General features: G+C 64.9%; 22 protein-coding genes and 3 tRNA genes. 18 read left to right on the top strand and 7 right to left on the bottom strand.

The window, feature by feature from the left end:
- Window positions 1-10: 10 nt before the first annotated feature.
- The 10 genes from QCE88_RS12105 (at window position 11) to nagZ (ending at window position 10,125) form a co-directional block, all read left to right on the top strand.
- Complete coding sequence (locus QCE88_RS12105; RefSeq protein WP_309902124.1) at window positions 11-1,564, top strand: DegQ family serine endoprotease; 1,554 nt, start codon at window positions 11-13, stop codon at window positions 1,562-1,564.
- Between the two features lie 14 nt (window positions 1,565-1,578).
- Window positions 1,579-1,830, top strand: a complete 252-nt coding sequence (locus QCE88_RS12100) for a glutaredoxin family protein (RefSeq protein WP_309902122.1) — start codon at window positions 1,579-1,581, stop codon at window positions 1,828-1,830.
- A gap of 146 nt (window positions 1,831-1,976) precedes the next feature.
- Complete coding sequence (gene lepA / locus QCE88_RS12095; RefSeq protein ID WP_309902120.1) at window positions 1,977-3,767, top strand: translation elongation factor 4; 1,791 nt, start codon at window positions 1,977-1,979, stop codon at window positions 3,765-3,767.
- 66 nt (window positions 3,768-3,833) lie between these two features.
- Window positions 3,834-4,730 carry a signal peptidase I gene (gene lepB / locus QCE88_RS12090; RefSeq protein ID WP_309902118.1) on the top strand — a complete coding sequence of 299 codons (897 nt, stop codon included), beginning with the start codon at window positions 3,834-3,836 and terminating at the stop codon, window positions 4,728-4,730.
- 165 nt (window positions 4,731-4,895) lie between these two features.
- Window positions 4,896-5,975 carry a ribonuclease III gene (rnc, locus tag QCE88_RS12085; RefSeq protein ID WP_309902116.1) on the top strand — a complete coding sequence of 360 codons (1,080 nt, stop codon included), beginning with the start codon at window positions 4,896-4,898 and terminating at the stop codon, window positions 5,973-5,975.
- Between the two features lie 78 nt (window positions 5,976-6,053).
- Entirely contained in the window at window positions 6,054-6,953 is a 900-nt protein-coding gene (era, locus tag QCE88_RS12080) for a GTPase Era (RefSeq protein WP_409018084.1), read from the top strand.
- Between the two features lie 30 nt (window positions 6,954-6,983).
- Complete coding sequence (recO, locus tag QCE88_RS12075) at window positions 6,984-7,871, top strand: DNA repair protein RecO (RefSeq protein ID WP_309902113.1); 888 nt, start codon at window positions 6,984-6,986, stop codon at window positions 7,869-7,871.
- A complete protein-coding gene (gene pdxJ / locus QCE88_RS12070; protein ID WP_309902111.1) occupies window positions 7,868-8,641 on the top strand; it encodes a pyridoxine 5'-phosphate synthase in 774 nt (257 codons plus the stop codon). Before recO ends, pdxJ begins: the two co-directional genes overlap by 4 nt.
- Window positions 8,642-8,654: 13 nt before the next feature.
- On the top strand, window positions 8,655-9,059 hold the full coding sequence (acpS, locus tag QCE88_RS12065; RefSeq protein WP_309902110.1) for a holo-ACP synthase: 405 nt from the start codon (window positions 8,655-8,657) through the stop codon (window positions 9,057-9,059).
- Between the two features lie 37 nt (window positions 9,060-9,096).
- Window positions 9,097-10,125 (top strand): beta-N-acetylhexosaminidase, encoded by a 1,029-nt coding sequence (gene nagZ, locus QCE88_RS12060; RefSeq protein ID WP_309902108.1) that lies wholly within the window; start codon window positions 9,097-9,099, stop codon window positions 10,123-10,125.
- A gap of 81 nt (window positions 10,126-10,206) precedes the next feature.
- Here nagZ and QCE88_RS12055 read toward each other — a convergent pair whose 3' ends face one another.
- The 4 genes from QCE88_RS12055 to earP all read right to left on the bottom strand — a co-directional run bounded on the left by QCE88_RS12055 (window position 10,207) and on the right by earP (window position 14,488).
- A complete protein-coding gene (locus QCE88_RS12055) occupies window positions 10,207-11,613 on the bottom strand; it encodes a sigma-54 dependent transcriptional regulator (protein WP_309902106.1) in 1,407 nt (468 codons plus the stop codon).
- Between the two features lie 187 nt (window positions 11,614-11,800).
- Window positions 11,801-12,142, bottom strand: coding sequence for a BON domain-containing protein (locus QCE88_RS12050; protein WP_309903550.1), 342 nt, complete (start codon window positions 12,140-12,142; stop codon window positions 11,801-11,803).
- Window positions 12,143-12,410: 268 nt separating this feature from the next.
- Window positions 12,411-12,968: an elongation factor P gene (gene efp, locus QCE88_RS12045; protein WP_309809113.1), complete on the bottom strand. Its 558-nt coding sequence runs from the start codon at window positions 12,966-12,968 to the stop codon at window positions 12,411-12,413.
- Between the two features lie 347 nt (window positions 12,969-13,315).
- The gene (gene earP, locus QCE88_RS12040) at window positions 13,316-14,488 is read right to left on the bottom strand and encodes an elongation factor P maturation arginine rhamnosyltransferase EarP (RefSeq protein WP_309902103.1); all 1,173 of its coding nucleotides are present in this window, start codon (window positions 14,486-14,488) and stop codon (window positions 13,316-13,318) included.
- 133 nt (window positions 14,489-14,621) lie between these two features.
- On the opposite strand from earP, the gene uvrC reads away from it, so the two are divergent.
- From uvrC to QCE88_RS12010, 6 genes are all read left to right on the top strand, one after another.
- The gene (uvrC, locus tag QCE88_RS12035; RefSeq protein ID WP_309902101.1) at window positions 14,622-16,898 is read left to right on the top strand and encodes an excinuclease ABC subunit UvrC; all 2,277 of its coding nucleotides are present in this window, start codon (window positions 14,622-14,624) and stop codon (window positions 16,896-16,898) included.
- Between the two features lie 130 nt (window positions 16,899-17,028).
- Window positions 17,029-17,625 (top strand): CDP-diacylglycerol--glycerol-3-phosphate 3-phosphatidyltransferase, encoded by a 597-nt coding sequence (pgsA, locus tag QCE88_RS12030; protein ID WP_309832846.1) that lies wholly within the window; start codon window positions 17,029-17,031, stop codon window positions 17,623-17,625.
- 185 nt (window positions 17,626-17,810) lie between these two features.
- Window positions 17,811-17,886 (top strand) — tRNA-Gly (locus QCE88_RS12025).
- 95 nt (window positions 17,887-17,981) lie between these two features.
- Window positions 17,982-18,057: transfer RNA gene (locus tag QCE88_RS12020), tRNA-Gly, on the top strand.
- A gap of 75 nt (window positions 18,058-18,132) precedes the next feature.
- A tRNA-Cys gene (locus QCE88_RS12015) sits at window positions 18,133-18,206 on the top strand.
- 148 nt (window positions 18,207-18,354) lie between these two features.
- A complete protein-coding gene (locus QCE88_RS12010; protein WP_309902099.1) occupies window positions 18,355-18,855 on the top strand; it encodes a GNAT family N-acetyltransferase in 501 nt (166 codons plus the stop codon).
- Here the strand turns inward: QCE88_RS12010 and QCE88_RS12005 are convergent.
- Window positions 18,850-19,737 (bottom strand): cytochrome c oxidase assembly protein, encoded by an 888-nt coding sequence (locus QCE88_RS12005; protein WP_309902097.1) that lies wholly within the window; start codon window positions 19,735-19,737, stop codon window positions 18,850-18,852. The genes QCE88_RS12010 and QCE88_RS12005 overlap by 6 nt on opposite strands.
- A 2-nt stretch (window positions 19,738-19,739) precedes the next feature.
- Entirely contained in the window at window positions 19,740-20,354 is a 615-nt protein-coding gene (locus QCE88_RS12000) for an SCO family protein (protein WP_309902095.1), read from the bottom strand.
- Between the two features lie 274 nt (window positions 20,355-20,628).
- On the opposite strand from QCE88_RS12000, the gene otsB reads away from it, so the two are divergent.
- Together otsB and otsA are read left to right on the top strand one after the other, a co-directional pair.
- Complete coding sequence (otsB, locus tag QCE88_RS11995) at window positions 20,629-21,381, top strand: trehalose-phosphatase (RefSeq protein ID WP_309902092.1); 753 nt, start codon at window positions 20,629-20,631, stop codon at window positions 21,379-21,381.
- A complete protein-coding gene (gene otsA, locus QCE88_RS11990; RefSeq protein WP_309902089.1) occupies window positions 21,378-22,769 on the top strand; it encodes an alpha,alpha-trehalose-phosphate synthase (UDP-forming) in 1,392 nt (463 codons plus the stop codon). The genes otsB and otsA overlap by 4 nt, the downstream gene beginning before the upstream one ends.
- A gap of 16 nt (window positions 22,770-22,785) precedes the next feature.
- On the opposite strand, the gene QCE88_RS11985 is transcribed toward otsA, so the two are convergent.
- On the bottom strand, window positions 22,786-24,609 hold the full coding sequence (locus QCE88_RS11985) for an ABC transporter ATP-binding protein (RefSeq protein WP_309902088.1): 1,824 nt from the start codon (window positions 24,607-24,609) through the stop codon (window positions 22,786-22,788).
- Window positions 24,610-25,099: the final 490 nt, after the last annotated feature.

Here is a 25,099-nt window from a genome sequence, read left to right as displayed (position 1 = left end):
TCTCCCGCTCATGAGCCATTACTCGCTGCGCAAGTTCATCGCGGCCGCGGCGCTTGCCGTGTGCCTGCCGTTCATCTCGCAAACGGCGGCGGCGGTGCCCACGGTGAATCTGCCGGACTTTACGACGCTCGTCGACAAGGTCGGCCCTTCCGTGGTGAACATTCGCACCACCTCGCGCGTCAGTTCCGGCAGTGACCTGCGCGGCCTCCCGCCCGGCATGGACGAAGGCGACATGTCCGAATTCTTCCGCCGCTTCTTCGGCATTCCGATGCCCGGCCAGCCGCCTCGGGGCGGTGGCGGTGGCGGCGGCAATAACGGCGGCGGCAACAACGGCGGCAGTGGTCAAGGCGACCAGGGCAAAGGCGGCAGCCGCAACGCGCCCGACGACAACCAGGACAACTCGGAGCAGAGCAGCGGCGTCGGCTCGGGCTTCATCCTGTCGACCGACGGCTACGTGATGACCAACGCCCACGTCGTCGATGACGCCGACACCATCTACGTCACGCTCACCGACAAGCGCGAATTCAAGGCGCGGCTCATCGGCGTGGACGAACGCACGGACGTCGCCGTGGTGAAGATCAGCGCGACGAACCTGCCGGCCATCACCATCGGCGATTCGAACAAGGTGCGCGTCGGCGAATGGGTGCTGGCGATCGGCTCGCCGTTCGGTCTCGACAACACCGTGACCGCGGGCATCGTCAGCGCGAAGGGCCGCGATACGGGCGATTACCTGCCGTTTATCCAGACCGATGTCGCGGTGAATCCGGGCAACTCGGGCGGTCCGCTGATCAACATGGCGGGCGAGGTGATCGGCATCAATTCGCAGATCTACAGCCGCACCGGCGGCTTCATGGGCATTTCGTTCGCGATTCCGATCGACGAAGCCATGCGCGTGGCCGATCAGCTCAAGACCACGGGCAAGGTGACGCGCGGCCGCATCGCGGTGGCGATCGGCGAGGTGACGAAGGATGTCGCCGATTCGCTCGGGCTGCCGAAGGCGCAAGGTGCGCTGGTGTCGAGCGTCGAGTCGGGCGGACCGGCGGACAAGGCCGGCGTGCAGCCGGGCGACATCATTACCCGCTTCAACGGCCAGAGCGTCGAGACCGCGACCGACTTGCCGCGCATGGTCGGCGACACCAAGCCCGGCACGAAGGCCACGATCACGGTCTGGCGCAAGGGCCAGACGCGCGACCTGCCGATCACCGTGACCGAGATGCAGCCGGACAAGGTCGCCAAGACCGAGCAGAAGAAGACGCCGCAGCCGAAGGAACGCGCGAGCAATTCGCTCGGGCTCGCCGTGAGCGACATTCCTGCCGAGCAGAAGAAGACGCTCAAGCTCAACAACGGCGTGCAGGTGGACGCGGTCGAAGGTCCGGCGGCGCGCGCGGGCTTCCAGAAGGGCGACATCGTCCTGCGCGTGGGCGACACCGACATCACGAGCGCGAAGCAGTTCGAGGCGGTCGCGCAGAATCTCGACGCCAGCAAGATGATCGCGGTGCTCGTGCGGCGCGGCGACAACACGCAGTTCGTGCCGCTGCGTCCGCGCGTGCCGGCGCAGAAGTAAGCAGGGCCTTGTCGATGTCGGCGTCGGTCTTCAAGCTCTACGGCCGCGCCTGGTGCCATCTGTGCGAGGAGATGCGCGCCGCGCTGGAGCCGATCGCAACACGGCACGGCGCGGCGATTGAATGGATCGATATCGACGAAGATCCGGCGCTCGAGGCGCGCTACGACGAGCTCGTTCCCGTGCTGGTGCTCGACGGCGTCGAGCTGTGCCACTACCGGCTCGATGCCCAAGCGGTGGACGCCGCACTGGCTGCGCGCCGCGCATGACGCAGCGCTTGCGCTCGCGGCGTGCCGAAAAGCGGCGGGTCGAACCCGTTATCGGCTAAAATGCCGAAGTTTTCCCCGAATTTTTCAAGGCGTGCTCCGCGTTGCTGAGGGCGCGCCTTTTTCGCTTTTTCTGCTTGCGGCACTGAATGGACCATATTCGTAATTTCTCGATCATTGCGCACATCGACCACGGCAAGTCGACGCTCGCCGACCGCATCATCCAGCTGTGCGGCGGCTTGTCCGACCGCGAGATGGAAGCGCAGGTGCTCGATTCGATGGACCTGGAGCGCGAGCGCGGCATCACCATCAAGGCACAGACCGCGGCGCTGTCCTACCAGGCGCGTGACGGCAAGACCTACAACCTGAACCTCATCGATACCCCCGGACACGTCGACTTCTCCTATGAAGTCAGCCGGTCGCTGTCCGCCTGCGAAGGCGCGCTGCTGGTGGTGGACGCGAGCCAGGGCGTCGAGGCGCAGACCGTCGCGAACTGCTACACGGCCATCGAACTGGGCGTGGAAGTGGTGCCGGTGCTGAACAAGATCGACCTGCCGGCGGCGAATCCCGAAAATGCGATCACCGAAATCGAGGACGTGATCGGCATCGACGCCACCGACGCCGTGCATTGCAGCGCGAAGACCGGCCTCGGCGTGGCGGACGTCCTCGAATCGCTGATCGCGAAAGTGCCGCCGCCCAAGGGCGATCCCGAAGCCCCGTTGCAGGCGCTGATCATCGACTCGTGGTTCGATAATTACGTCGGCGTCGTGATGCTGGTGCGCATTGTCAACGGCGTCCTCAGGCCGAAAGACAAGATCAAGATGATGGCGACCGGCGCGCAGTATCCGGTCGAGCACGTCGGCGTGTTCGCGCCGAAGTCCACGCACCTGCCGGAGCTGTCGGCGGGGCAGGTGGGCTTCGTGATCGCGGGCATCAAGGAACTGACGGCCGCGAAGGTCGGCGATACCGTTACCGTCTCGACCCGTCCGGCAACCGAACCGCTGCCGGGCTTCAAGGAAGTGAAGCCGCAGGTGTTCGCCGGCCTCTATCCGGTCGAAGCCAACCAGTACGACGCGCTGCGCGAGTCGCTCGAAAAGCTGAAGCTGAACGACGCTTCGCTGCAATTCGAGCCGGAAGTGTCGCAGGCGCTCGGCTTCGGTTTCCGCTGCGGCTTCCTCGGCCTGCTGCACATGGAAATCGTGCAGGAGCGGCTCGAGCGCGAGTTCGACATGGACCTCATCACGACCGCGCCCACCGTGATCTACGAAGTCCTGCAAAGCGACGGCACCACGATCATGGTCGAGAATCCGGCCAAGATGCCGGAACCGCCGAAGATCGAAGAAGTGCGCGAGCCGATCGTCACCGTGAACCTGTACATGCCGCAGGAATATGTCGGCTCGGTCATCACGCTGTGTACGGCCAAGCGCGGCTCGCAAATCAACATGCAGTATCACGGGCGCCAGGTGCAGCTCACGTACGAAATCCCGATGGCGGAAATCGTGCTCGACTTCTTCGACCGCCTGAAGTCCACGTCGCGCGGTTATGCGTCGATGGATTACGAGTTCAAGGAATATCGCGCGGCCGACGTGGTTAAAGTGGATATGCTCATCAACGGCGACAAGGTCGATGCGCTGTCCGTCATCGTGCACCGTTCGCAGAGCCAGTATCGCGGGCGCGAAGTGGCGTCGAAGATGCGCGAGCTGATTCCGCGCCAGATGTACGACGTGGCCATTCAGGCGACCATCGGCTCGAACATCATCGCGCGCGAGAACATCAAGGCGCTGCGCAAGAACGTGCTGGCGAAGTGCTATGGCGGCGACATCTCGCGCAAGAAGAAACTGCTCGAGAAACAGAAGGCCGGCAAGAAGCGCATGAAGCAGGTCGGCTCGGTCGAGATTCCGCAGGAAGCCTTCCTGGCCATCCTGCGCGTGGACGATTGACGTCCGCGCCGTTCCGCCCGGCGGCGCGTCCGTCGGGCAAACAACGATAACAACCGGAAGCGATTGATGAATTTTGCATTGATTCTTTTGATTCTCGTCGTGCTGACGGGTATTGCGTGGGTGCTCGACAAGCTGGTGTTCCTGCCGCAACGGCGTCGCGCAGCCGAATCCGCGGTCGCCGAATTCGACCGCCAGCAGGAGCGCGTGGGCGAGCGTTTCGCCGACGAGAACGCCGACCAGACCCGCGCGCGCATGCGCGACGACAAGCTGCGCCAGCCGTGGTGGCTCGAATACACGGCGAGCTTTTTCCCGGTGATCCTGGCTGTCTTCGTGGTGCGCTCGTTCATCATCGAGCCGTTCAAGATTCCGTCCGGCTCCATGATCCCGACGCTGCTCGTCGGCGACTTCATCCTCGTCAACAAGTACGAGTACGGTCTGCGCCTGCCGATCAGCAATACCAAGATGACGCAGGGCAGTCCGCTGCAACGGGGCGACGTGGTCGTGTTCCGCTATCCGAAGGACGAGTCGGTCGACTACATCAAGCGCGTGATCGGCCTGCCGGGCGACACGGTTGCCTACGAAGACAAGAAGCTCACCATCAACGGCAAGCCGGTCCCTGAAACGCCGATGCCCGATTATTTCGACAGCGAAAGCATCGGCTATTCGAAGCAGTTCATGGAAGACCTCGGCAATGGTCGCAAGAACGCGATCCTGAACAATCCGCAAGTGCCGCCGTACATCATGGGCGCGGAAGACTTCCCGTTCCGCGACAACTGCAACTACAACGCGCAGGGCGTGACCTGCAAAGTGCCGCCGGGCAATTACTTCATGATGGGCGACAACCGCGACAACAGCGCGGACAGCCGCTATTGGGGTTTCGTGCCGGACCAGAACATCGTCGGACGTGCGTTCTTCATCTGGATGAACTTCAGCAATCTGAAACGCATCGGCTCGTTCGAATGACGCGTGTTGCGCCGGCTCGTCATGCAACGCAGCCGGCGTGTCGAAAACATCAAAACAAAAGCTTCGAAACGGCGTGAAGAAGCGCGGCTAACACCGTCTCCGCGCGCGTTTTCCGGCGGCGGATGACGGAATCGTCGCCCGTCGCGCCCGCGTTATACTCTCTCCATGCCCTCTTCTCCGCTGGAAAGCCGGCTGCGGTACGAATTTCGCAATGCGGAATTGCTGCGCCAGGCGATGACCCACCGCAGTCACAGTGCCACGAACAACGAACGGCTCGAATTTCTCGGCGATTCCGTTCTAAATTGCGTGGTGGCTGCGCTTTTGTTTCAAAGATTCGGCAAACTCGACGAAGGTGATCTGTCCCGCGTCCGCGCGAATCTGGTCAAGCAGCAGTCTTTGTACGAGATTGCACAGGCGCTGAACGTCTCCGAAGGGCTGCGGCTCGGTGAAGGCGAACTGCGCAGCGGCGGCTTCCGTCGCCCCTCCATCCTGGCGGACACGCTCGAAGCCATTTTCGGCGCCATTTTCCTCGACGGCGGTTTCGACGCCGCCGCGACCGTCATCAAGCGCCTCTACACGCCGGTGCTGGATCACATCGATCCGCGCACCATCGGCAAGGATGCCAAGACGCTGCTCCAGGAATATCTGCAAGGCCACAAGATCGCGCTGCCGACCTATACCGTCGTCGCGACACACGGCGCCGCGCACAACCAGCAGTTCGAAGTGGAATGCTCGGTGCCCAAGCTCGACGTCAAGGTGTCCGGTTCCGGCGCGAGCCGTCGCGCGGCCGAGCAGGCCGCGGCCAAGAAGGCGCTCGACGAAGTGGCGGCCGCCGCGCCCACGCTCGGCGTCAAGCCGAAGCGCAAGGGCGCGCGTTCGGCCAAGCTGGCCGAACTGGAAGTGGTGCCCGGCGTCACCGGGATCCAGGCCGCGCTCGACCTGCGTTCGCCCGACCGGCGTGAGCGCCAGCATGGTAGCCACGGCGTGCCGCATGCCGCCGACGAACGTCCGGCAGTCACGCCGCCGCTCGCGGTCATCCGGGCGACGCACGTGGAACCGTCGGCGGGCGCGTACGCCGCCGCCGACAAGCCCGAGCGCGCGGTCATCCACAAGCCCGAGAAAGTCGTGAAAAGCGAAGCGGCCACGGCGGAGCAGGCCGTGCACACCGAACCGGCTGCGGACGCAGGCACCGCCGCCGAGGCGCCCGCGAGCCGCGTCGCGCGCGCCGCCGACGCCGGTCACTGACGCCACTGACACGCGCCGCCGCGCGCCCGGGCCCGGCTTGCTCCGCCGCGCTCCAACGAAACCTTGCTGCACACGACTATGAACACTCCCGTATCCCCCGGTTTCCGCTGCGGCATGATCGCCATCGTCGGCCGGCCGAATGTCGGCAAATCGACGCTGATGAACGCGCTCGTCGGCCAGAAGGTGAGCATCACCTCGCGCAAGGCGCAGACCACGCGCCACCGCATCACCGGCATCAACACCATCGGCGACGCGCAGTACATCTTCGTCGACACCCCCGGCTTCCAGACGCGCCACAGCGGCGCGCTCAACCGCTCGCTGAACCGCGCGGTGACCTCGACGCTCACTTCCGTCGACGCCATCCTGTTCGTGATCGAGGCCGGCCGTTTCGGCCCCGACGACCAGCAAGTGCTCGATCTGATTCCGCCCGGCACGCCTACACTGCTGATCGCCAACAAGCTCGACCGGGTCGGCGACAAGGATTCGCTGTTTCCGTTCATGCAGCAGATGTCGGCCTTGCGCGACTTCCGCGAGATCGTGCCGCTGGCGGCGAAGCAGCCCGAGGACATCAAGCGTCTGCTCACCGTGCTCAAGCCGTATCTGCCCGAAGGCGAGCCGATCTACGGCGAAGACGATCTCACCGACCGCAGCGAGCGCTTCCTCGCGGCGGAAATCCTGCGCGAGAAAGTGTTCCGCTGGACCGGCGATGAACTGCCGTACACGAGCACCGTGCTGATCGAGAAGTTCGAGACCGAAGGCCGGTTGCGCCGCGTGTTCGCGACCATCATGGTGGACCGTGACGGCCACAAGGCGATGATCATCGGCCAGAAGGGCGCGAAGCTGAAGCAGATCAGCACCGAAGCGCGCCATGACATGGAGAAGCTGTTCGACGGCCCGGTGTATCTGGAAACCTTCGTCAAGGTGAAGAGCGGCTGGGCCGACAACGAAGCGGGCCTGCGCGCCTACGGCTACGAATAAACAGCGACCGAAACGAATGGGCCACGACTCATGGACGACGGCACCAGCGACGCGTGGATGACGCCGTCCGCCGACGATCGTCCTGACGACGATTTCGACGCGACCGAGCGTCCGGCCGCGCGCGTCGCGAAGAAGCGCGCGCGTGGCGCGGCGGCCAGCACGGGCGAAAGCGCCGAGAAGCGTCCGCGCGCCGCGCCGCGTTCGGACTTCCGCATTGCCGAACAGCCGGGCTTCGTGCTGCACAGCTATCCGTATCGCGAGACGAGCCTGATCATCGACGTCTTTTCGCGCGATCACGGCCGCGTCGCGCTCGTCGCGAAAGGCGCGAAGCGTCCACATTCCGCGCTGCGCGGCGTGTTGCAGACCTTCCAGCCATTGGGGCTGTCGTGGACCGGCAAGGGCGAAGTGCGCACGCTGACAACGGCCGAGTGGGTCGGCGGCATGCTGCCGCTCGCGGGCGACGCGCTGCTGTGCGGTTTCTACGTCAACGAGCTGCTGGTGAAGTTCTGCGCCCGCGAGGACGCGCATCCCGCGCTATTCAATCACTACGTGCTGACGCTGTCGCGCCTGGCTCACGACGAACCCGCCGTGCAGGTGCTGCGTTCGTTCGAACGCGTGCTGCTGCGCGAAACCGGCTACGCGATGAACCTCACGCGCACCGTGACGCGCCAGCCGGTGACGCCCGACGGCCGCTATGTGTTCGATCCCGACCGTGGCGTGCGTGAAGCATCCGATGACCTGCCGCCGCCATGGCCGGTAATCTCGGGGCAGACGCTGATCGACATGGAGCGCGACGACTTCGCCAGCTCGCAGACCGCAACCCAGAGCAAGACGCTGATGCGCTTCCTGCTGAATCATTACCTGGGCGGCACGCCGCTCGCCACCCGACAGATACTGATCGACCTGCAAAAACTATGAGCTTCTTTCTCTCGTCGCCTGCGAACGTCATCGATCTGGGCGTGAACATCGATCACGTCGCCACGCTGCGCAATGCGCGCGGCACGTCCTATCCCGATCCGATCCGCGCGGCATTGGCTGCCGAGGAAGCGGGCGCCGACGTCATCACGCTGCATCTGCGCGAAGACCGTCGCCATATCGTCGATGCCGACGTGCGCACGCTGCGTCCGCTGCTGAAGACGCGCATGAATCTGGAGTGCGCGGTGACGCGCGAGATGCTCGACATCGCCTGCGAGATCCAGCCGCACGATGTCTGTCTCGTGCCGGAGAAGCGTCAGGAAGTCACGACGGAAGGCGGGCTCGATGTCGCGGGCCGCTTCGAAGAGGTGAAGGCCGCGTGCCGGCAACTGGCCGACGCGGGCGCGCGCGTGTCGCTGTTCATCGACCCGGACGAAACGCAGATTCGCGCCGCGCACGAAGCGGGCGCGCCCGTCATCGAACTGCATACCGGCCGCTATGCCGAGGCGCACGACGAAGCCGCGCAGCAGGACGAATTCGAGCGTGTGGCGCGGAGCGTCGACTTCGGCAATGCGCTGGGCCTCAAGGTCAACGCCGGGCACGGACTGCACTACACCAACGTGCAGGCGATCGCCGCGCTGCCGGGCATCGTCGAATTGAACATCGGTCACGCGATCGTCGCGCATGCGATCTTCGCCGGCTGGGACAACGCGGTCCGCGAGATGAAGGCGATCATGGTCGCCTCGCGTCTCGCCGCCGGCCACGCACGCTGAAGCGCGAGTCGACATGGCGATCTACGGAATCGGCACCGACATCGTGCAGGTCAGCCGCATCGCGGCGGTCATGGAGCGCACCAAGGGACGCTTCGCCGAGAAGGTGCTCGGCCCGGACGAACTGCGCATCTATCACGCCCGGCGCGCGCGCTCGGAGGTGCGCGGCCTCGCGTTCCTCGCCACGCGCTTCTCGGCCAAGGAAGCGTTCTCGAAGGCGATCGGCCTCGGCATGCGCTGGCCGATGACCTGGCGCGCGCTGCAAACGCTCAACGAACCGAGCGGCAAGCCCATGTGCGTCGCGTCCGGCGAACTGGCCGAGTGGCTCGCGCAGCGCGGCATCACCGCGCAGGTCACGGTCAGCGACGAGCGCGACTACGCGGTGTCGTTCGTGATCGCCGAGACGCCCGAGCGCGTCTGACATTCATTCCATCCATTTAGAGCTTCCATTGAAATCGATGAAACGCACTCCCGGCCCCGTCATGCTCGACGTCGCCGGCACGACCCTGTCCGACGCCGACATCGACCGTCTCACGCATCCGATGACCGGCGGGATCATCCTGTTCGCAAGGCATTTCGAGAACCGCGCGCAGCTGGTCGCGCTGACCGATGCGATCCGCGACGTGCGCGAGGACATCCTGATCGCCGTCGATCACGAAGGCGGGCGCGTGCAGCGTTTCCGCACCGACGGCTTCACCGTGCTGCCCGCACCCGGTCGGCTCGGCGAGTTGTGGGACCGTGACGTGCTCGCCGCGACGAAGACCGCGACCGCGTTCGGCTACGTGCTGGCGTCCGAACTGCGCGCGTGCGGCATCGACATGAGCTTCACGCCGGTGCTGGACCTGAACTACGGGCAGTCGAAGGTGATCGGCGATCGCGCGCTGCATGGCGATCCGCGCGTCGTGACGATGCTCGCGAAGAGTCTGAATCACGGTCTGGCGCTCGCGGGCATGGCGAATTGCGGCAAGCATTTCCCGGGTCACGGCTTCGCGTCCGCCGACTCGCACGTGGCGCTGCCCACCGACGACCGCACGCTCGACGATATCCTCGCCGCCGACGTGCGTCCGTATGACTGGCTCGGCATGGCGCTCGCGTCGGTGATCCCGGCGCATGTCATCTATACGCAGGTCGACGACAAGCCCGCCGGCTTTTCGCGCATCTGGCTGCAGGACATCCTGCGCGGCAGGCTCGGCTTCAAGGGCGCGATCTTCAGCGACGATCTCTCGATGGAAGCAGCACGCGCCGGCGGCACGCTCACCGAAGCGGCGAGCGCCGCGCTTGCGGCGGGCTGCGACATGGTGCTGATCTGCAATCAGCCGGAGGAGGCGGGACGGGTGCTGAAGCACTTGCGCCATGCGCCGTCGAAGGCGTCGGTGCAGCGGCTCAAGCAGATGCGGCCGCGCGGCAAGGCGCCGGGCTGGGACAAGCTGCAGGAACAGGCGGAGTATCGGGCGGCACGCGCGCTCATCAAGGACACGCTGGGCTGATTCCTTTCCGGACGATTCAGATGAAAAAAACGCCACGATCGTGGCGTTTTTTTCAGCTTCGCTAAAAGCATCACGACGGCATCACGACGGTTCGAGCTTCATCCGTTGCAGCTTGTTGTAGAGCGTCTTCGGGCTGATGCCCAGCAGCGTCGCCGCGCGATGTCGCGTGCCGCCCACCGCTTCGAGCGTCGCGCGGATCAGCATGTCCTCGACGTCGGCCAGTGCCGTGCCGACCGTCACCTGCACGCTGCTGCCGTTCAGGCCGCGTCCGCCGAGTCCGCCGGGTTCATCCACACGCAATGTCTCGATGGTTTCACCCGACGCGTGATAGGCGCGCCGCACGCGCTCGCGCATCTCGCGTACGTTGCCTGGCCATTCGGTCGCAAAGCACTCGCGAATGAACCCCGGGCTGACGCGTTTCGGCGATCCGCTCGTGATCCCGGCAATGTGATTTTCGCGGTTGAGTTCGTCGACGAGCGCTTCCGCGATGAGCGCGATGTCGTCGTCGCGTTCGCTCAGCGGCGGCAGCATGATCGACGAGGCCGACAGCCGCTGGAACAGGTCTTCGCGCATCGCACCGCTCGCAACCGCCTCGCGGATCGGCGTGCGCGACGCGGCGATCAGGCGGAAGTCCGTCATGATCCGGTTGCTGCCGCCTACCCGCATGAAGGTCTGCGAATCGAGCGCGCGCAACAGCGCTTCCTGCTGCGGCAACGGCAGCGAATCGATCTGGTCGAGGAACAGCGTGCCGCCGCCCGCCTGTTCGAGCAGGCCCGGTTCGCGATGCTCCGCGCCCGCGTAGGCATTGCGCTCATGGCCGAACAGGATGCTTTCCATCGTGCGCTGCGGCGCCTCGCCGGTCGTGCCGGAGTGACGGTAAGCAGAGCAGTCGAAGGTGACGAACGGGCCCTTGCGACGGCGGCTCAGTTGATGAATCGTGCGCGCCGCGATCTTCTTGCCCGTGCCGGGTTCGCCGCAGATCAGCACGGCTGCTTCGGTCGGCGCCGTGTGTTCGATGAGATCGTAGACGTGCTGCATCGCCGCGCTGCGGCCGGTCATGTCGCCGAAGTGGCCCAGGTCGCGCAGCGTGGAGCGCAGCGCCTGCACTTCCTCGGTGAGTTCGTATGGACGCGGGATGCGCGCCAGCAGGCTGCGCAGGCGCGGAATGTTGACCGGCTTCAGCAGATAGTCCCAGATGCCGTGCCGCAAACCCTCGATCGCGCTTTCCACGGTCGCGTTGCCGGTCATCACGATCACCGGCAACGCGCCGTCCGGCGGTTGCGAGGGCAGGCTCGGCAACAGATCGAGGCCGCTGCCGTCCGGCAGATTCAGGTCGATCAGCACGACATCGGGGATGAAGCGCGTCAGCGCGGAGCGTGCCTCCGCGAGGGTCGTCGCCGTGTCGACGGAAAAGCCGTCCGCCGACAGAATCGCGGACAGACCTGAAAGGCTATTGGGATCGTCTTCGACAATCAGGGCGTGTGGCATGGCGGGCCAATGTCTCAAAGTGGACTGTAATGCACCGTTGCTTCGTGCCGGCCGCAACAGCGCGGCACGGGCCTCCGGTGTTTCGTGGGCGGGCGGCGCTGCCTTCGTCTGACTCGGCGCACGACCCGCTGCGGTTCTCGTCCTGCGTTACTCGTGTGTCATCTGTTCCTGTTCCCCGGTGAACGCCTCAGCGCGGTCTGAGATGCAGTTCGTTGCTGACGGATCGCACGCCCGGCACGCTGCGGGCCACGGCCAGAGCGCGCTCGATCTGCGCATCCGATTCCACGTATCCCGCCACCTGCACCACGCCGCGGTACGTTGCGACGCTCACCGGCAACGATCTGAGCTGCGGATCCGCGGCCAACGCCTGCTTCACGCGGGCGGCCAGGGTGGCGTCATCGGTGGCCGGCTGGCCGGCGACGGGTGCTGCGGACGGCGGCGTCGATTTGCATCCCAGCAACGCAAACGGCGGCAGTGCGAGTGCCGCCACAATCAACAACCGGCTCGTGATGGGACGCGGTTTTTGCATGTCGGCTCTGAAATCGTTATCGAAAGTTTTCAGCAGGAACCGTGCCACGCGGGTGATTTTTCCGATCGTGGCTGGATGGCGTAGCCTTTGCGGGGATTTCCCGGTCGGACGCAATCTCATCGAATGAGGGCCCGAGCGGTAAAGTTTGCCTGAATTTGTCAAAAAATTCATGCAAAAGAAAAAGCGCCCGTGAAGGGCGCTTTGTTCGGGGAGCCGTCGCGGCAGGGTGCTTCGTGCGCGGCGCCGGCGTGACCTGCGCGTGCGCGGCTTAGGCGCGGCTGCGGTACTCGTTCGTACGCGTGTCGATTTCGATCTTGTCGCCGATATTGCAGAACAGCGGCACTTGCAGCTCGAAACCCGTGTTCAGCTTGGCGGTCTTCAGCACCTTGCCCGACGACGTGTCGCCCTTCACGGCCGGTTCCGTGTAGATGATCTCGCGCACGAGCGTGGTGGGCAGTTCGACCGAGATGGCCTTCTCGTTGTAGAACACGACTTCGCACGCCATGCCGTCTTCGAGGTAGTTGAGCGCGTCGCCCATCATTTCGGCTTCGACTTCGAACTGGTTGTAGTCGGCGTCCATGAAGACGTACATCGGGTCGGCGAAGTAGGAGTAGGTCACTTCCTTGCGGTCCAGCAGCACGACGTCGAACTTGTCGTCCGCCTTGTAGACGGTTTCCATGCCGGAGTTCGTCAGCAGGTTCTTGAACTTCATCTTCACGACCGCGGCGTTGCGGCCCGACTTGTTGTACTCGGCGCGCTGCACCACCATGGCATCGCTGCCGATCATGACGACGTTGCCGACGCGGAGTTCTTGTGCGGTCTTCATAAAACTGGTCCTGTACGAATGGATAGGGCTAGATGCCTGGATGATTCGATCCGGCAGCGGCGCTGCGCCGCCACGCGTGAATGCTGGCTAACGAGGAAGGCTGCCTGTCAGGCAACGTGGGCGACGGTGTATGCCGTGCCGGCCTTTGCTGACCGCCGCTGACCGCAGCGAGATGCCGGCACTCAGGCAAGGACTCGCTACCGCCTGCCCGTTGCCCACTCGCGCTGCTTCCTCGGATAACCGCTTATTTTAACTGAGTTTTTGCCCGTTGGGCCAGTCGGATGACGCGTACAAACCAGGTGAAGATGGCGGGCACGCGAGACAGGGCGCGGGCGAAGGCAGGGGCATCATCCGCGAGGCAGGCGCGCACGCACATGCGCGACAAGATTGCCCGCCAGGTCGCCGATGCCCGCCAGCTCGCCGGCCCAGCTCGCGGCGCGGGCCTCCAGCGCCCGGCGATGACGCCAGAAATCGGCCCAGTCCGGCGTGCCCGCGCCGTTCCATGCGTGCCAGAAGCGTGCCGTCGAAGCCTGCGCCGATGCGTCGAGCGCATGCGTGTAATGGGCGAGGGCGGCATCGAGCTTGGGGAGATGAGCGTCGTCGGCTTGCGGATAGATGTGCCAGACGAACGGCTTGCAGGCCCACTGCGCACGCACGAACGAATCTTCGCCGCGCACGAAATTGATGTCGGCGGCCCACAGCAAGGCGTCGAAACGCGGCTGCTCGACGAATCCCAGCGCGTGGGCCCGCACTGCGCCCGCGCGTGCCGACATGCCCGCGGTGAAGCGGGGCAGGCCGAAGAAGCGCGCGAGCGCGCCCGAGATGCGGCCTTCCGGCGCGAGCAGCACGACCGGCGCGGCGCCGTCACGCCACTGCGCGAGCAGGCTGTCGATGGCAGGGTTCTCGTAAGCGAACAGGGAGACGACGGTGCTGTCGGCGCCCGGCGGCTCGCCTTGTACGTGTTCGTGCCACCATGCGGGCGCATCGAACGCTGCGCGCCGCGTGTCGAGATCGCGTTCCTTCAGTACGCCGCCCGTGCCCGCGCCGAGGCCGGGAAAGAAGAACGTCTTTTCGAGCGGATAACGCGGATGCGGCGAAGGCCGCATGTGAAAGTCCGCGACCCAGTCCTCGCCGCTCAGATACTCCAGATTCACCCAGACCGGCTTGCGCTCGCGCCGCGCCATCGCGGCGACGTAGGCGGGCGGCAACTCGCATGCGAACGCTTCGATCACGACGTCTGCAATGTCGAGCCTGTCGCCGGCATGCGCGGGATCGTGCCAGTGCTCGATCACGACGCCCATGGCTTCCTGCCGCGCGAGCGTGGCGTCGACGGCCGGACAGAGGGCGTGGAAGACTTTCAGATCGTCGACGATGAGCCGTACGCGCCAGCCGTACTCCGCCCGCAGCTGCCGCGCGAGACGCCAGCAGACGCCGATGTCGCCGAAGTTGTCGATGACCGCGCAAAAGATGTCGCAGGCGAGTTCAGGCGTGGCGGACGGCGTGGGCGGCTGTGCGGACATGGGACGTTGGCGCGCGGCGTAATGTTCTAAAATGGCGATTCTAAGATAACGACCGCGGCTCTGACGCTCGCGCGCGCCTCCCCAACCAGGCTTCGCGCCGTGCCTCGCGCGGGATACTCGCGACTTTCGCTGCATGACTGACTCCGCCGCACACGAATCCGCTTCCGACGCGGAGTTCGACCCGAAAAAGACCCTTGCGCAACTGCCCCATCTGCCGGGCGTATACCGCTACTACGACAGCGGCGGCAACGTGCTGTACGTCGGCAAGGCGCGCAATCTGAAGAAGCGCGTGTCGAGTTATTTCACGAAGACGCTGCATTCGCCGCGCATCGCGATGATGGTGACGCGCATCCGCAAGATCGAAACCACGGTCACGCGTTCCGAAGCCGAAGCGCTGCTGCTCGAGAACAACCTGATCAAGGCGCTCGCGCCGCGCTACAACATCCTGTTTCGCGACGACAAGTCGTATCCGTTCCTCAAGCTCACCGGTCACGCGTTCCCGCGCATGGCGTATTACCGGGGCGCGGTCGACAAGAAGAACCAGTATTTCGGGCCGTTTCCGAGCGCATGGGCGGTGCGCGAAAGCATCCAGATCCTGCAGCGCGTGTTCCAGTTGCGGACCTGCGAGGACTCGGTGTTCAGCAACCGCACGCGGCCGTGCCTGCTGCATCAGATCGGACGCTGCACCGCGCCGTGCACCGGACTCATCGGCGAGGAGGATTACGCGCGCGATGTCGCCAACGCGTCGCGCTTCCTGCTCGGACGGCAGGGTGAGGTGATGAAGGAACTCGAGCAGAAGATGCACGCCTTCGCCGCCGATCTCAAGTTCGAGCAGGCCGCCGCGGTGCGCAACCAGATGAGCTCGCTGTCGACGGTGCTGCATCAGCAGGCGATCGAAGTGGGCGGCGAGAGCGATGTCGATATCCTCGCGGTGGTCGCGCTGGGCGGCAAGGTGTGCGTGAATCTCGCGATGGTGCGCGGCGGAAGGCATCTCGGCGACAAGGCTTATTTTCCGACGCACGTTGAAAGCGCGCTGTCGCTGGGCGACGAGGACGAACTGGGTGAGTTGGCCGAGTTGCCCGAACTGGCGGATGGCGCTGAACTCGCCGCCGCGCGGGTCGACGCGGCTGTGGTGAATCTCGAAGCGGACGCTGCTACCGGCGAGACGGACGCCGAGGCTGATATCAAAGCCGGAGCCGGAGCCGGAGCCGGAGCCGGAGCCGAAGCCGAAGCCGAAGCCGAAGCCGAAGCCGAAGCCGAAGCCGAAGCCGAAGCCGAAGCCGAAGCCGAAGCCGAAGCCGAAGCCGAAGCCGAAGCCGGAGCCGAAGCCGACCCCCAAACCCGCCCCGAACCCCGCGAAAACGCGCTCGAAGCCGAAGTGCTGGAAGCGTTCATGGCGCAGCATTACATCGGCAATCGGGTGCCGCCTGTGCTCGTCGTGAGTCATGCGCCGTCGAGCCGCGATCTCGTCGACCTGCTGATCGAGCAGGCCGGGCACAAGGTCACGCTGCTGCGTCAGCCGCAAGGGCAGAAGCGCGTATGGCTCTCGATGGCCGAGCAGAACGCCCGGCTCGCGCTCGCACGGCTGCTATCGGAGCAAGGTTCGCAGCAGGCGCGCACCCGCGCGCTCGCCGACACGCTCGGCATGGAGATGGACGACCTCGCGCAACTGCGCGTGGAGTGCTTCGACATCAGCCATACGATGGGCGAGGCCACGCAGGCGTCGTGTGTCGTGTTCCATCATCACAAGATGCAGTCGGGCGAGTATCGCCGCTACAACATCACCGGCATCACGCCCGGCGACGACTACGCCGCCATGCGCCAGGTGCTCACGCGCCGCTACGAGAAGATGGTCGCGCAGGCGGCCGCCAACGCCACCGACGAAGCCGCCACCCTGCAGCCCGGCGATGCCGCCGATCCCACCGTCACGCCTGACGGCGCCGAGCCCGTCGCCGCGGGCGGCGCGCTGCCGACCATCGTGCTGATCGACGGCGGCAAGGGCCAGGTGGAAATCGCCAGGCAGGTGTTCTCGGAACTCGGTCTCGATCACGGCATGCTGGTCGGCGTCGCGAAGGGCGAAGGGCGCAAGGTCGGACTGGAGACGCTCATCTTCGCCGACGGCCGGCCCGCGCTAGAACTCGGCAAGGAAAGCGCAGCGCTGATGCTGGTCGCGCAGATCCGCGACGAAGCTCACCGCTTCGCGATCACCGGCATGCGGGCGAAACGCGCGAAAGCCCGTCAAACCTCGCGGCTGGAAGAACTCGAAGGCGTCGGTGCGAAACGGCGTCAGCGGCTCTTGTCGCGCTTCGGCGGATTGCGCGGCGTGCAGGCGGCGAGCGTCGAGGACCTGGCCAGTGTCGAAGGCATCTCGCTTGCGCTGGCACAGCAGATCTACCGTCAGTTGCATTGAGCTGGTCCCGCCGCGCCTCGCGACACGAAGCCCGTCGCGGGGCGCGCCGGTCCGGGTTGCTGCCTTGTGAGCGCGGGATCGACGCGGCACAATGGCGGCTCCCTTACATGTCCTCCACTCGCCTGCGCCCATGCCGTTCAATCTACCGATCTTTCTGACATGGCTGCGGATCGTGCTGATTCCGCTTGTCGTGGGCGTGTTCTATCTGCCGGACATGATGATGAGCCCGGAGCACCGCAACCTGCTCGGCATGCTGATCTTCGTGCTCGCCGCGCTCACCGACTGGTTCGACGGCTTTCTCGCGCGCAAGCTCAACCAGACCTCGGCGTTCGGCGCGTTCCTCGATCCCGTCGCCGACAAGCTGATGGTGACCGCCGCCTTGCTCGTGCTCGTGCAGCTGTCGCGGCTGAATGCGGTGATCGCGCTCGTGATCGTCGGACGCGAGATCACCATCTCGGCGCTGCGCGAATGGATGGCGCAGATCGGCGCATCGAAGAGCGTCGCGGTGAACCAGCTCGGCAAGTTCAAGACCGTGTGCCAGATGGTCGCCATCCCGATGCTACTGTTCTACGGCCCGCTCAAGATCAGCGGCACGCAATGGATGATCGACACGCGCGTGTGGGGGCTGTGGCTCATCGATGTTGCCGCCGTGCTCACGGTCTGGTCGATGCTCTACTACATGAAGCTCGCGTGGCCGCAGATTCGCGAGCGGGGCGGCATGCTGTGATTCTTTGGGCCGGGCGAGGCCTGCCGATTCGTTCGCGCGGAATATTGCGTCGAAACGGAAAATTCCTCTCACAAAACTGTTGACAGGCTTCTTTAGCTTCTACATAATCTCGTTTCTCTGATGCACGGCACGACGCAAATACGCGAAGTGCGATAAAAACGTGCGGCAGAGTCAGCAGTAAAAATGCGGGAGTAGCTCAGTTGGTAGAGCGCAACCTTGCCAAGGTTGAGGTCGCGAGTTCGAGACTCGTCTCCCGCTCCAGATCAGAAAGTTTCCGGTGTGGTCAGCGTTGAAGCAGTGGGCGCGTAACGTCGGAAGCAGCAGCACAAGTAACACAGGCAGCATCGCAGGACATTGCGGGAGTAGCTCAGTTGGTAGAGCGCAACCTTGCCAAGGTTGAGGTCGCGAGTTCGAGACTCGTCTCCCGCTCCAATCAAAGGGGAAGCCAAGCTTCCCTTTTTGTTTGGTGAAGAAGCCGGCGTATGACCGGCAGCCGGAACCGCATACGGCGCGGTAGCAAAGCGGTTATGCAGCGGCCTGCAAAGCCGTTTAGACCGGTTCGACTCCGGTCCGCGCCTCCACTCGAAAGCCCTGATCCGTCAGGGCTTTTTCTTTTTGCCCGCAGGCTTTCGCCAATCACCGATCAGCTTTCGCGCTTGACCGCGTCACCTTTATTCGCGGCCGCCCGTCGCGCGGCATAATCGCGATACTCCCCGCATCCGGATTCCCATGACCGACCGACTCTCTTCACTCGAATGGCGCTGGAAGGCCTTCGACGACCTCTCGACCGCCGAGGTCTACGACATGCTCGCGGCGCGCAGCGCGGTGTTCGTCGTCGAGCAGAACTGCGTGTATGGCGACATCGACGGTCTCGATATCGATGCGTGGCACCTGCTGGCCTATGGCGCAGGAGAGAACGGCCAGCGTCCCGCACTCGCCGGGTATCTGCGGGTGTTGCTGCCGGGAACGCCGGACGACACCGAGAAAGACGTACGGATCGGCCGCGTGCTGACCACGGCAAAGTTCCGCGGTCTCAAGCTAGGCAACGCGATGCTCGAACGCGCACTCGAACGCATCCTTGCGCAATGGCCGGACGACCCGATCAGCCTGCACGCTCAGGCCCATCTCCAGCGCTTCTATGGCGCGTTCGGGTTCGTGGCGTCGTCGGGGATTCACGATGAAGACGGCATCCCGCACGTCTGGATGCGCCGCCCCGGCTTCGGTTCATGACGCCACGGCGTTTGCCTTGACCTTCGCGCCACCGGGCGCGGCATCGACGCCGCGTCCGTTCTCCTTTCGCAGGCGCGTCCGTGCCGACAGCCGCATCCAGTGACGCAGCGCAATCAGCGCGCCGATCACGCTCATCATCGAACCCGGAATCCACAGCAACAGGCCGCCGATCTGCTGGTCGCGCATCGGCGTGATCCACGTGAATGCGCGGCCGCAGATCGAATAGATCGGATACAGCTCGTGCGGCGTGAAGAAGATATACGCGCCCAGGATGATCTGCGGCGGAATCGCGGCGATCACGATCAGGATGCGCCTGCCGGGCGCGAGACGCGCGGGCGGGGCCGGACGCGGATCGAGCACGAGCCACCAGAACAGCAGGCCGTCGATCAACATGCTCCAGTTCATCACGCGATAAAGCCGGGCATCCAGCATCGCCTTGAAGTGGATCGGCGAGAGCAGCCAGAAGTAAATCAGCCCGACGAACAGCACGACCGCCACGACCGGATTGAACACGACGGCAGAGAAGCCGCGCGCCACGCTGCTTTGAGCCGCCGGGCGCAGCCAGCGCCTGCGCCAATCGAACGGAATGCCCGCGCGCAGCGCCGCGCCGGGATACGACAGCGCAATGAAGAACGGCCCGAGATGATGCAGCACCAGATGCTGCAATCGATGCATGAAGAACTCATGCTCGAAGAAGTAATCGAGCCGCGTATGCAGCGCGACGTAGAGCGCGCTCAACCCGAACCAGAACGCGATACGCCGCGCCAACGTCACGCGCGCATGCCGCGCGCCGCGCGCGAACAAAATGCCGGCGACGAGCACCGCGATCACGACCGTCGGCGACGGCTCCCAGGGGTCGAGCCAGTAGAGCAGGGTATGCATGGTCAGGAAGCCTTCGCGTCGATCACGCGTTTCAGATCGGTCGCGATGGCGTCCGCGGAATCCTGCTCGGTGGCGAGCAGGCGCGCGTGGCCTTCGGCGTCGAAGATGTAGACGGCGGAACTGTGCGTGACCTCGTACGCGCCGTCCGGTGCGCGCTTTTCCATCTGATAGGCCACGCGATAACGCTGTGCCACCCGCTCGATGGCGCGGTCCGTGCCGGTGAGGCCGACGGCGTGCTTGTCGTCGAAGGCGCGCACATACGAGCGCAGCAACGCGGGCGTGTCGCGCGCAGGATCGACGGAGATGAACACGATGCGCGCCTTGTCCGCCTCCGGTCCGACGCGCTCCAGCACCTGCATCAGCCGCGCCATGGTTTCCGGGCAGACATCCGGACAATGCGTGTAGCCGAAGTAGACCAGCGTGGTCCGGCCGGCGAACGACTGGCCGGTGACGGGCTGGCCGCCGTCATCGACGAGTGAAAAATCCAGGTCGGGCAGATGACCCGAGACATCGGTGAGATGCCAGGGCTCCGCGGGCTTCGAGCAGGCGGCAAGCGCGCACAGGGTAAGAAGGGCGATGAACCGCCGGACAAGGAAGGCTGGGAACGAAGCGTGCATCGGGATTCGTCTTGCAGGATGATTCGAGGACAACGTCGCAAAATACACGCCTTTTGCTTGATGACCAGCAAAACATCGCGTTGCCCCGGCTTTTTCGAGACCATTTGCCGCATGTCTCAAGCGCGCTGAAAGACCCTGCGCCGGCATTCGTAAGATAACGGCTTGCATGCCCGAAAGCCCCCAGGCGGTACTCAGGCGGTAAGATGCCCACACTTCGCGCTGTCTGGCGGCGTCTGTCCAGGGTGTCGCCAGCCAAACACCAGGCCCAAGATCGATGCAAATTCTTCCTGATTCCCTGTCTCTCGCCGAGACCGCTTTCTTCTTCGATTTCGACGGCACACTGGTCGAACTCGCCTCCACCCCGGACGGCATCTTCGTGCCGCGTTCGGTGCCCGACATCCTTGCAGCGCTCAGGCGCGCGACCAATGGCGCGGTGGCGGTCGTGTCGGGACGCGGCATCGACAATATCGATTCGTTCCTGCACATGCCTGATCTGCCCGTTGCGGGCATGCACGGCGCGGAACGGCGCGACGCCAACGGCGACCTGCAACGCATCGGCTTCAACGACGATCGCCTGCTGCGCATGGAACACGAGCTGGAAAAGGTCGTGAGCGCGAATCCCGGCATGCTGCTCGAAATCAAGGGCGCGGCGCTGGCGCTGCACTATCGCAATGCGGCCGAACGCGAACCCGCCGCGCGCGCCGCGACCGAGCGTCTCGTGCAGCAATACGCCGATGCCTACGTGCTGCAACCCGGCAAGATGGTCTACGAGATCAAACCGAAGGACGTCGACAAGGGCCGCGCCGTGCGCGCGTTCCTGGGCGAGCCGCCGTTCACCGGTCGCCGTCCCGTGTTCATCGGCGACGATCTCACCGACGAAAAAGGCTTTGCGGTGGTCAACGAGTTTGACGGTCTCTCGGTCAAGGTCGGTCCCGGTGACACGGTCGCGCGGGCGCGCATCGAGTCGGTCGAACTGCTGCTCGACTGGCTGCAGGTCATCTCGGGCACGGCGGGGAAGCACGCGTGAGCCGGCTCATCATCGTGTCGAACCGGGTCGCGCCGATTTCCGAAGGCGGCCCGGCGGCGGGCGGCCTGGCGGTTGGCGTGTACGACGCGCTCAAGGAAACCGGCGGCATGTGGTTCGGCTGGAGCGGCGACGTGCTGTCTTCACCCACGGACGCCGAGCCCGGCATCCAGCTCGAAGAACATGGGCCGGTGACGTTCGCGACGATCGGTCTGTCGCGGCGCGACTATGACCAGTACTACCGCGGCTTTTCCAATGCGACGTTATGGCCGGCGTTCCACTATCGGCCCGACCTGATCGAGTTCGACCGCAACGAATTCGACGGCTATTGCCGCGTGAACCGCTGGCTTGCCGCGCAGCTCGCGCCGCTGCTCAAGCCCGACGACGTGATCTGGGTCCACGACTATCATCTGATTCCGTTCGCCCAGGCATTGCGGGCGCAGGGCGTGACGAACCGCATCGGCTTCTTCCTGCACATTCCGTTTCCCGCGCCGCAGATCCTGCTCGCCGTGCCGCGGCATCGCGAGTTGATGGAAGCACTGTGCGCGTTCGATCTGCTCGGCTTCCAGACCGAACCCGATCTGCACGCGTTCTGCGAATACATCGTCACGGAGGCGGGCGGCGCGGTCACGCGCAACGCCGGGAAGCCCGCCGAGATTCGCGCGTTCGGGCAAAGCTTGCGCGCGGCGGCGTATCCGATCGGCGTCTATCCCGATGAAATCGCCGCGCTGGCCAAAGACGGCGAAAGCGGGCGCGATGTCGAGATCGTCAAGGCGACGCTGCATCATCGCAAGCTCGTGATGAGCGTCGACCGGCTGGATTATTCGAAGGGTCTGGTCGAGCGTTTTCGTGCGTTCGAACGTCTGGTCGAGCACGATTCGCATCAGCGCAATAACGTGTCGTTCCTGCAGATCGCGCCGCCGACGCGCTCGGACGTCGATGCCTATCGCGACATCCGCCTGCAGCTCGAAGCGGAGTCGGGCCGCATCAACGGGCGCTATGCCGAACTCGACTGGACGCCGATTCGCTATATCCATCGGCAATACGAGCGGCCGGTGCTCGCCGCGCTGTTCCGCGAGGCGCACGTCGGCCTCGTCACGCCTTTGCGCGACGGCATGAATCTGGTGGCGAAGGAGTATGTGTCGGCGCAGGATCCGGACGATCCCGGCGTGCTGGTGCTGTCGCAGTTCGCGGGCGCGGCGCGCGAACTGACGGCCGCGCTGATCGTGAATCCGCTCGACATCGACGGCATGGCCGATGCGCTCGCCACGGCGCTCAAGATGCCGCTGGCCGAGCGTCGCGCGCGCTACGACGAAATGATGCAGCAACTGCGCGACAACAACGTCTCGGTCTGGCGCGACAACTTCCTGCGCGATCTGAATACGCGCTGAAGCCGGCCAGGCCCGCTCACGCGGGCTGCTTGTGCGGCGTCGAGACGATCGACGGCAGCTTGCCGTGCTGCTTCGCGAGCAACTCGCGATACAGCCCCGGACGTTCGCGCAACTCTTGCGGCGTGCCATCGTCGATGACCTTGCCCGAGCTCATCACGATGATGCGGTCGAAGTTCTGCAAGGTGGACAGACGGTGCGCGATCGCGATCACCGTGCGGCCGACCATCAAACGGTCGAGCGCTTGCTGGATCGCTTCTTCCGACGCGCTGTCGAGGGCGGAGGTGGCTTCGTCGAGCAGCAGGATCGGCGCGTTCTTCAGGATGGCGCGCGCAATCGCGATGCGCTGGCGCTGGCCGCCGGACAGCTTGACGCCGCGGTCGCCGACGATCGTGTCGAAGCCTTCCGGCATCGCCTCGATGAAGTCCGTGCAGCGCGCCTCGCGGGCGGCGGCGAGCACTTCTTCGCGGCTCGCCTCGGGACGGCCATAGGCGATGTTCTCGAACACGGTGCGGTGGAACAGCGAGATATCCTGCGGCACGAGCGCGATCGAATGACGCAGGCTGTCCTGCGTGATCGAGCCGATGTCCTGGCCATCGATCCTGATGCTGCCCTTCTGGGTTTCATAGAAACGCTGCAACAGCGCGAGCACGGTGGATTTACCCGCGCCCGACTTGCCGATCAGCCCGACGCGCTGGCCCGGCTCGATATGCAGATGGAAGTTGTCGAGAATCGGACGGCGGCGTGGATAGGCGAACGTCACGTTTTCGAAGTCGACGCGTCCGCCTTGCGGCACGAGTTCCGTCGCGTCCGAGCGATCCGGCATGCCGTGTGGCTCGAGCAGCGTCTGCACGGCTTCGGCGAGACGCGCGACGTGCTGCGTCACATCCACCAGGGCCACGGCGAGGTCGCGCGTGCCGTGCAGGATGGTGAAGCCCAGCGAGCTGACCAGCACGATATCGCCCGACGTCGCCTGGCCTTTCGACCACAGCCACAAGGCCCAGCCGAGCAGGCCGGCGGAGAGGATCGCCGTGACGACCGCATGGAACAGTCGCAGCTTTTCGAGGTACAGCAGGCTCTGCTGGCGCGCGACCATTTCCGCCTTCACGGTCGAGCCGAAGCGCTTCTGTTCGCGGAAAGTCATGCCGAACGCGCGCACGAGCGACATGTTGCCGATCACGTCGACGAGTTCGCCGTCCACCGACGCCGCTTTCGACGCGAAGTTGTGATGCCGCGCCGAGCCGCGCTTGGCGAGGCGGTAGAGGATCAGCGCCAGGACCAGTGACGCGGTCATCAGGCCGGCGGCCATCCACGGATTGACCGAGACGATCATTACGATGGCGCCCAGCACCGCGATGCACGGCGGCAGGACGTTCCACGCCATGACGTTTTCGGCGGTGTAGATGGCGTTCGAGGTCGCGGTGATCCGGCTGGCGAGCATGCCGGGCTGCTTCTCGGAGAAGTAGGTGGGCGAGTGGCCAGAGAGATACGAGAACAGGTCCTTGCGCAGGTCGCCGGTCACGATCACGAACACATGTGCGCCGACCCAGCCGCCGACCCGCCACAGCAGGTTGTCGGCGGCGATCAGGCCGACCAGGATCATGAACGCACCCCAGAGCGGGCCGGGGTGTCCGCGCCCCTGGCCGAGTACGTCGATCAGATGCTTGATCGCGTACTGCGAGGCGAGGGCACAGCCCACCGCGGCGAACACGCTGAACAGCACGATCGAATGGGCGACGGGATGCCGGCGGATGTAGCGCAGCAGGAACGCGAGCGGATGATGCGCGTAGCTCGAAAGCTTCGCGTTGTACGCGTTACGCTGGGAGACGGTAAGTTGGTCCAATGGTCTTTTTTGGTCGTAGAGCGGTTGAGCGTGTTGCGCCTTCGGGCACGTCCGCTGGAACTTCCGCGGCAATCGAAACCTGGCCCGCCACGGCGCGACCGACGTCAAACAAGCGACGCTGCGCCGTCTCCATCACTGGATTGTAGCCAGTATCGCGGAGGGGCAAGGCGTCTTCGGGCCGGCGATGTCCGGCCCATGTGGGCCTCCGAACATCGCTGCGGCGGGAATTCGGGCGGCGGCCGGCCATCGCGCCGATCACATGACACCGCACGGAACAAAGCTCGCCGACATGTCTGGTCCTGCGTCTGTCTAGCGCACGGCGTCGGCGCGCATTGTAAGCATTTTGCGCAAGTTTTTGCGCCCCATCGCTCGCCGTAAGGCAATGAGCGGCGAGATCCAGCAAGGGTAAAAGCACGTGGCGCGCCAGCGCCGGATACCGTGGTTGACGCTTTGGCTGATACGGGCCTCCTGAGCGGCAATGCCGCGCCGC

Source organism: Caballeronia sp. LZ035 (assembly GCF_031451175.1).
Lineage (GTDB): Bacteria > Pseudomonadota > Gammaproteobacteria > Burkholderiales > Burkholderiaceae > Caballeronia.
The sequence above is the reverse complement of the archived record's forward strand: the minus strand, read 5'-3'. Positions and strand labels throughout refer to the sequence as shown.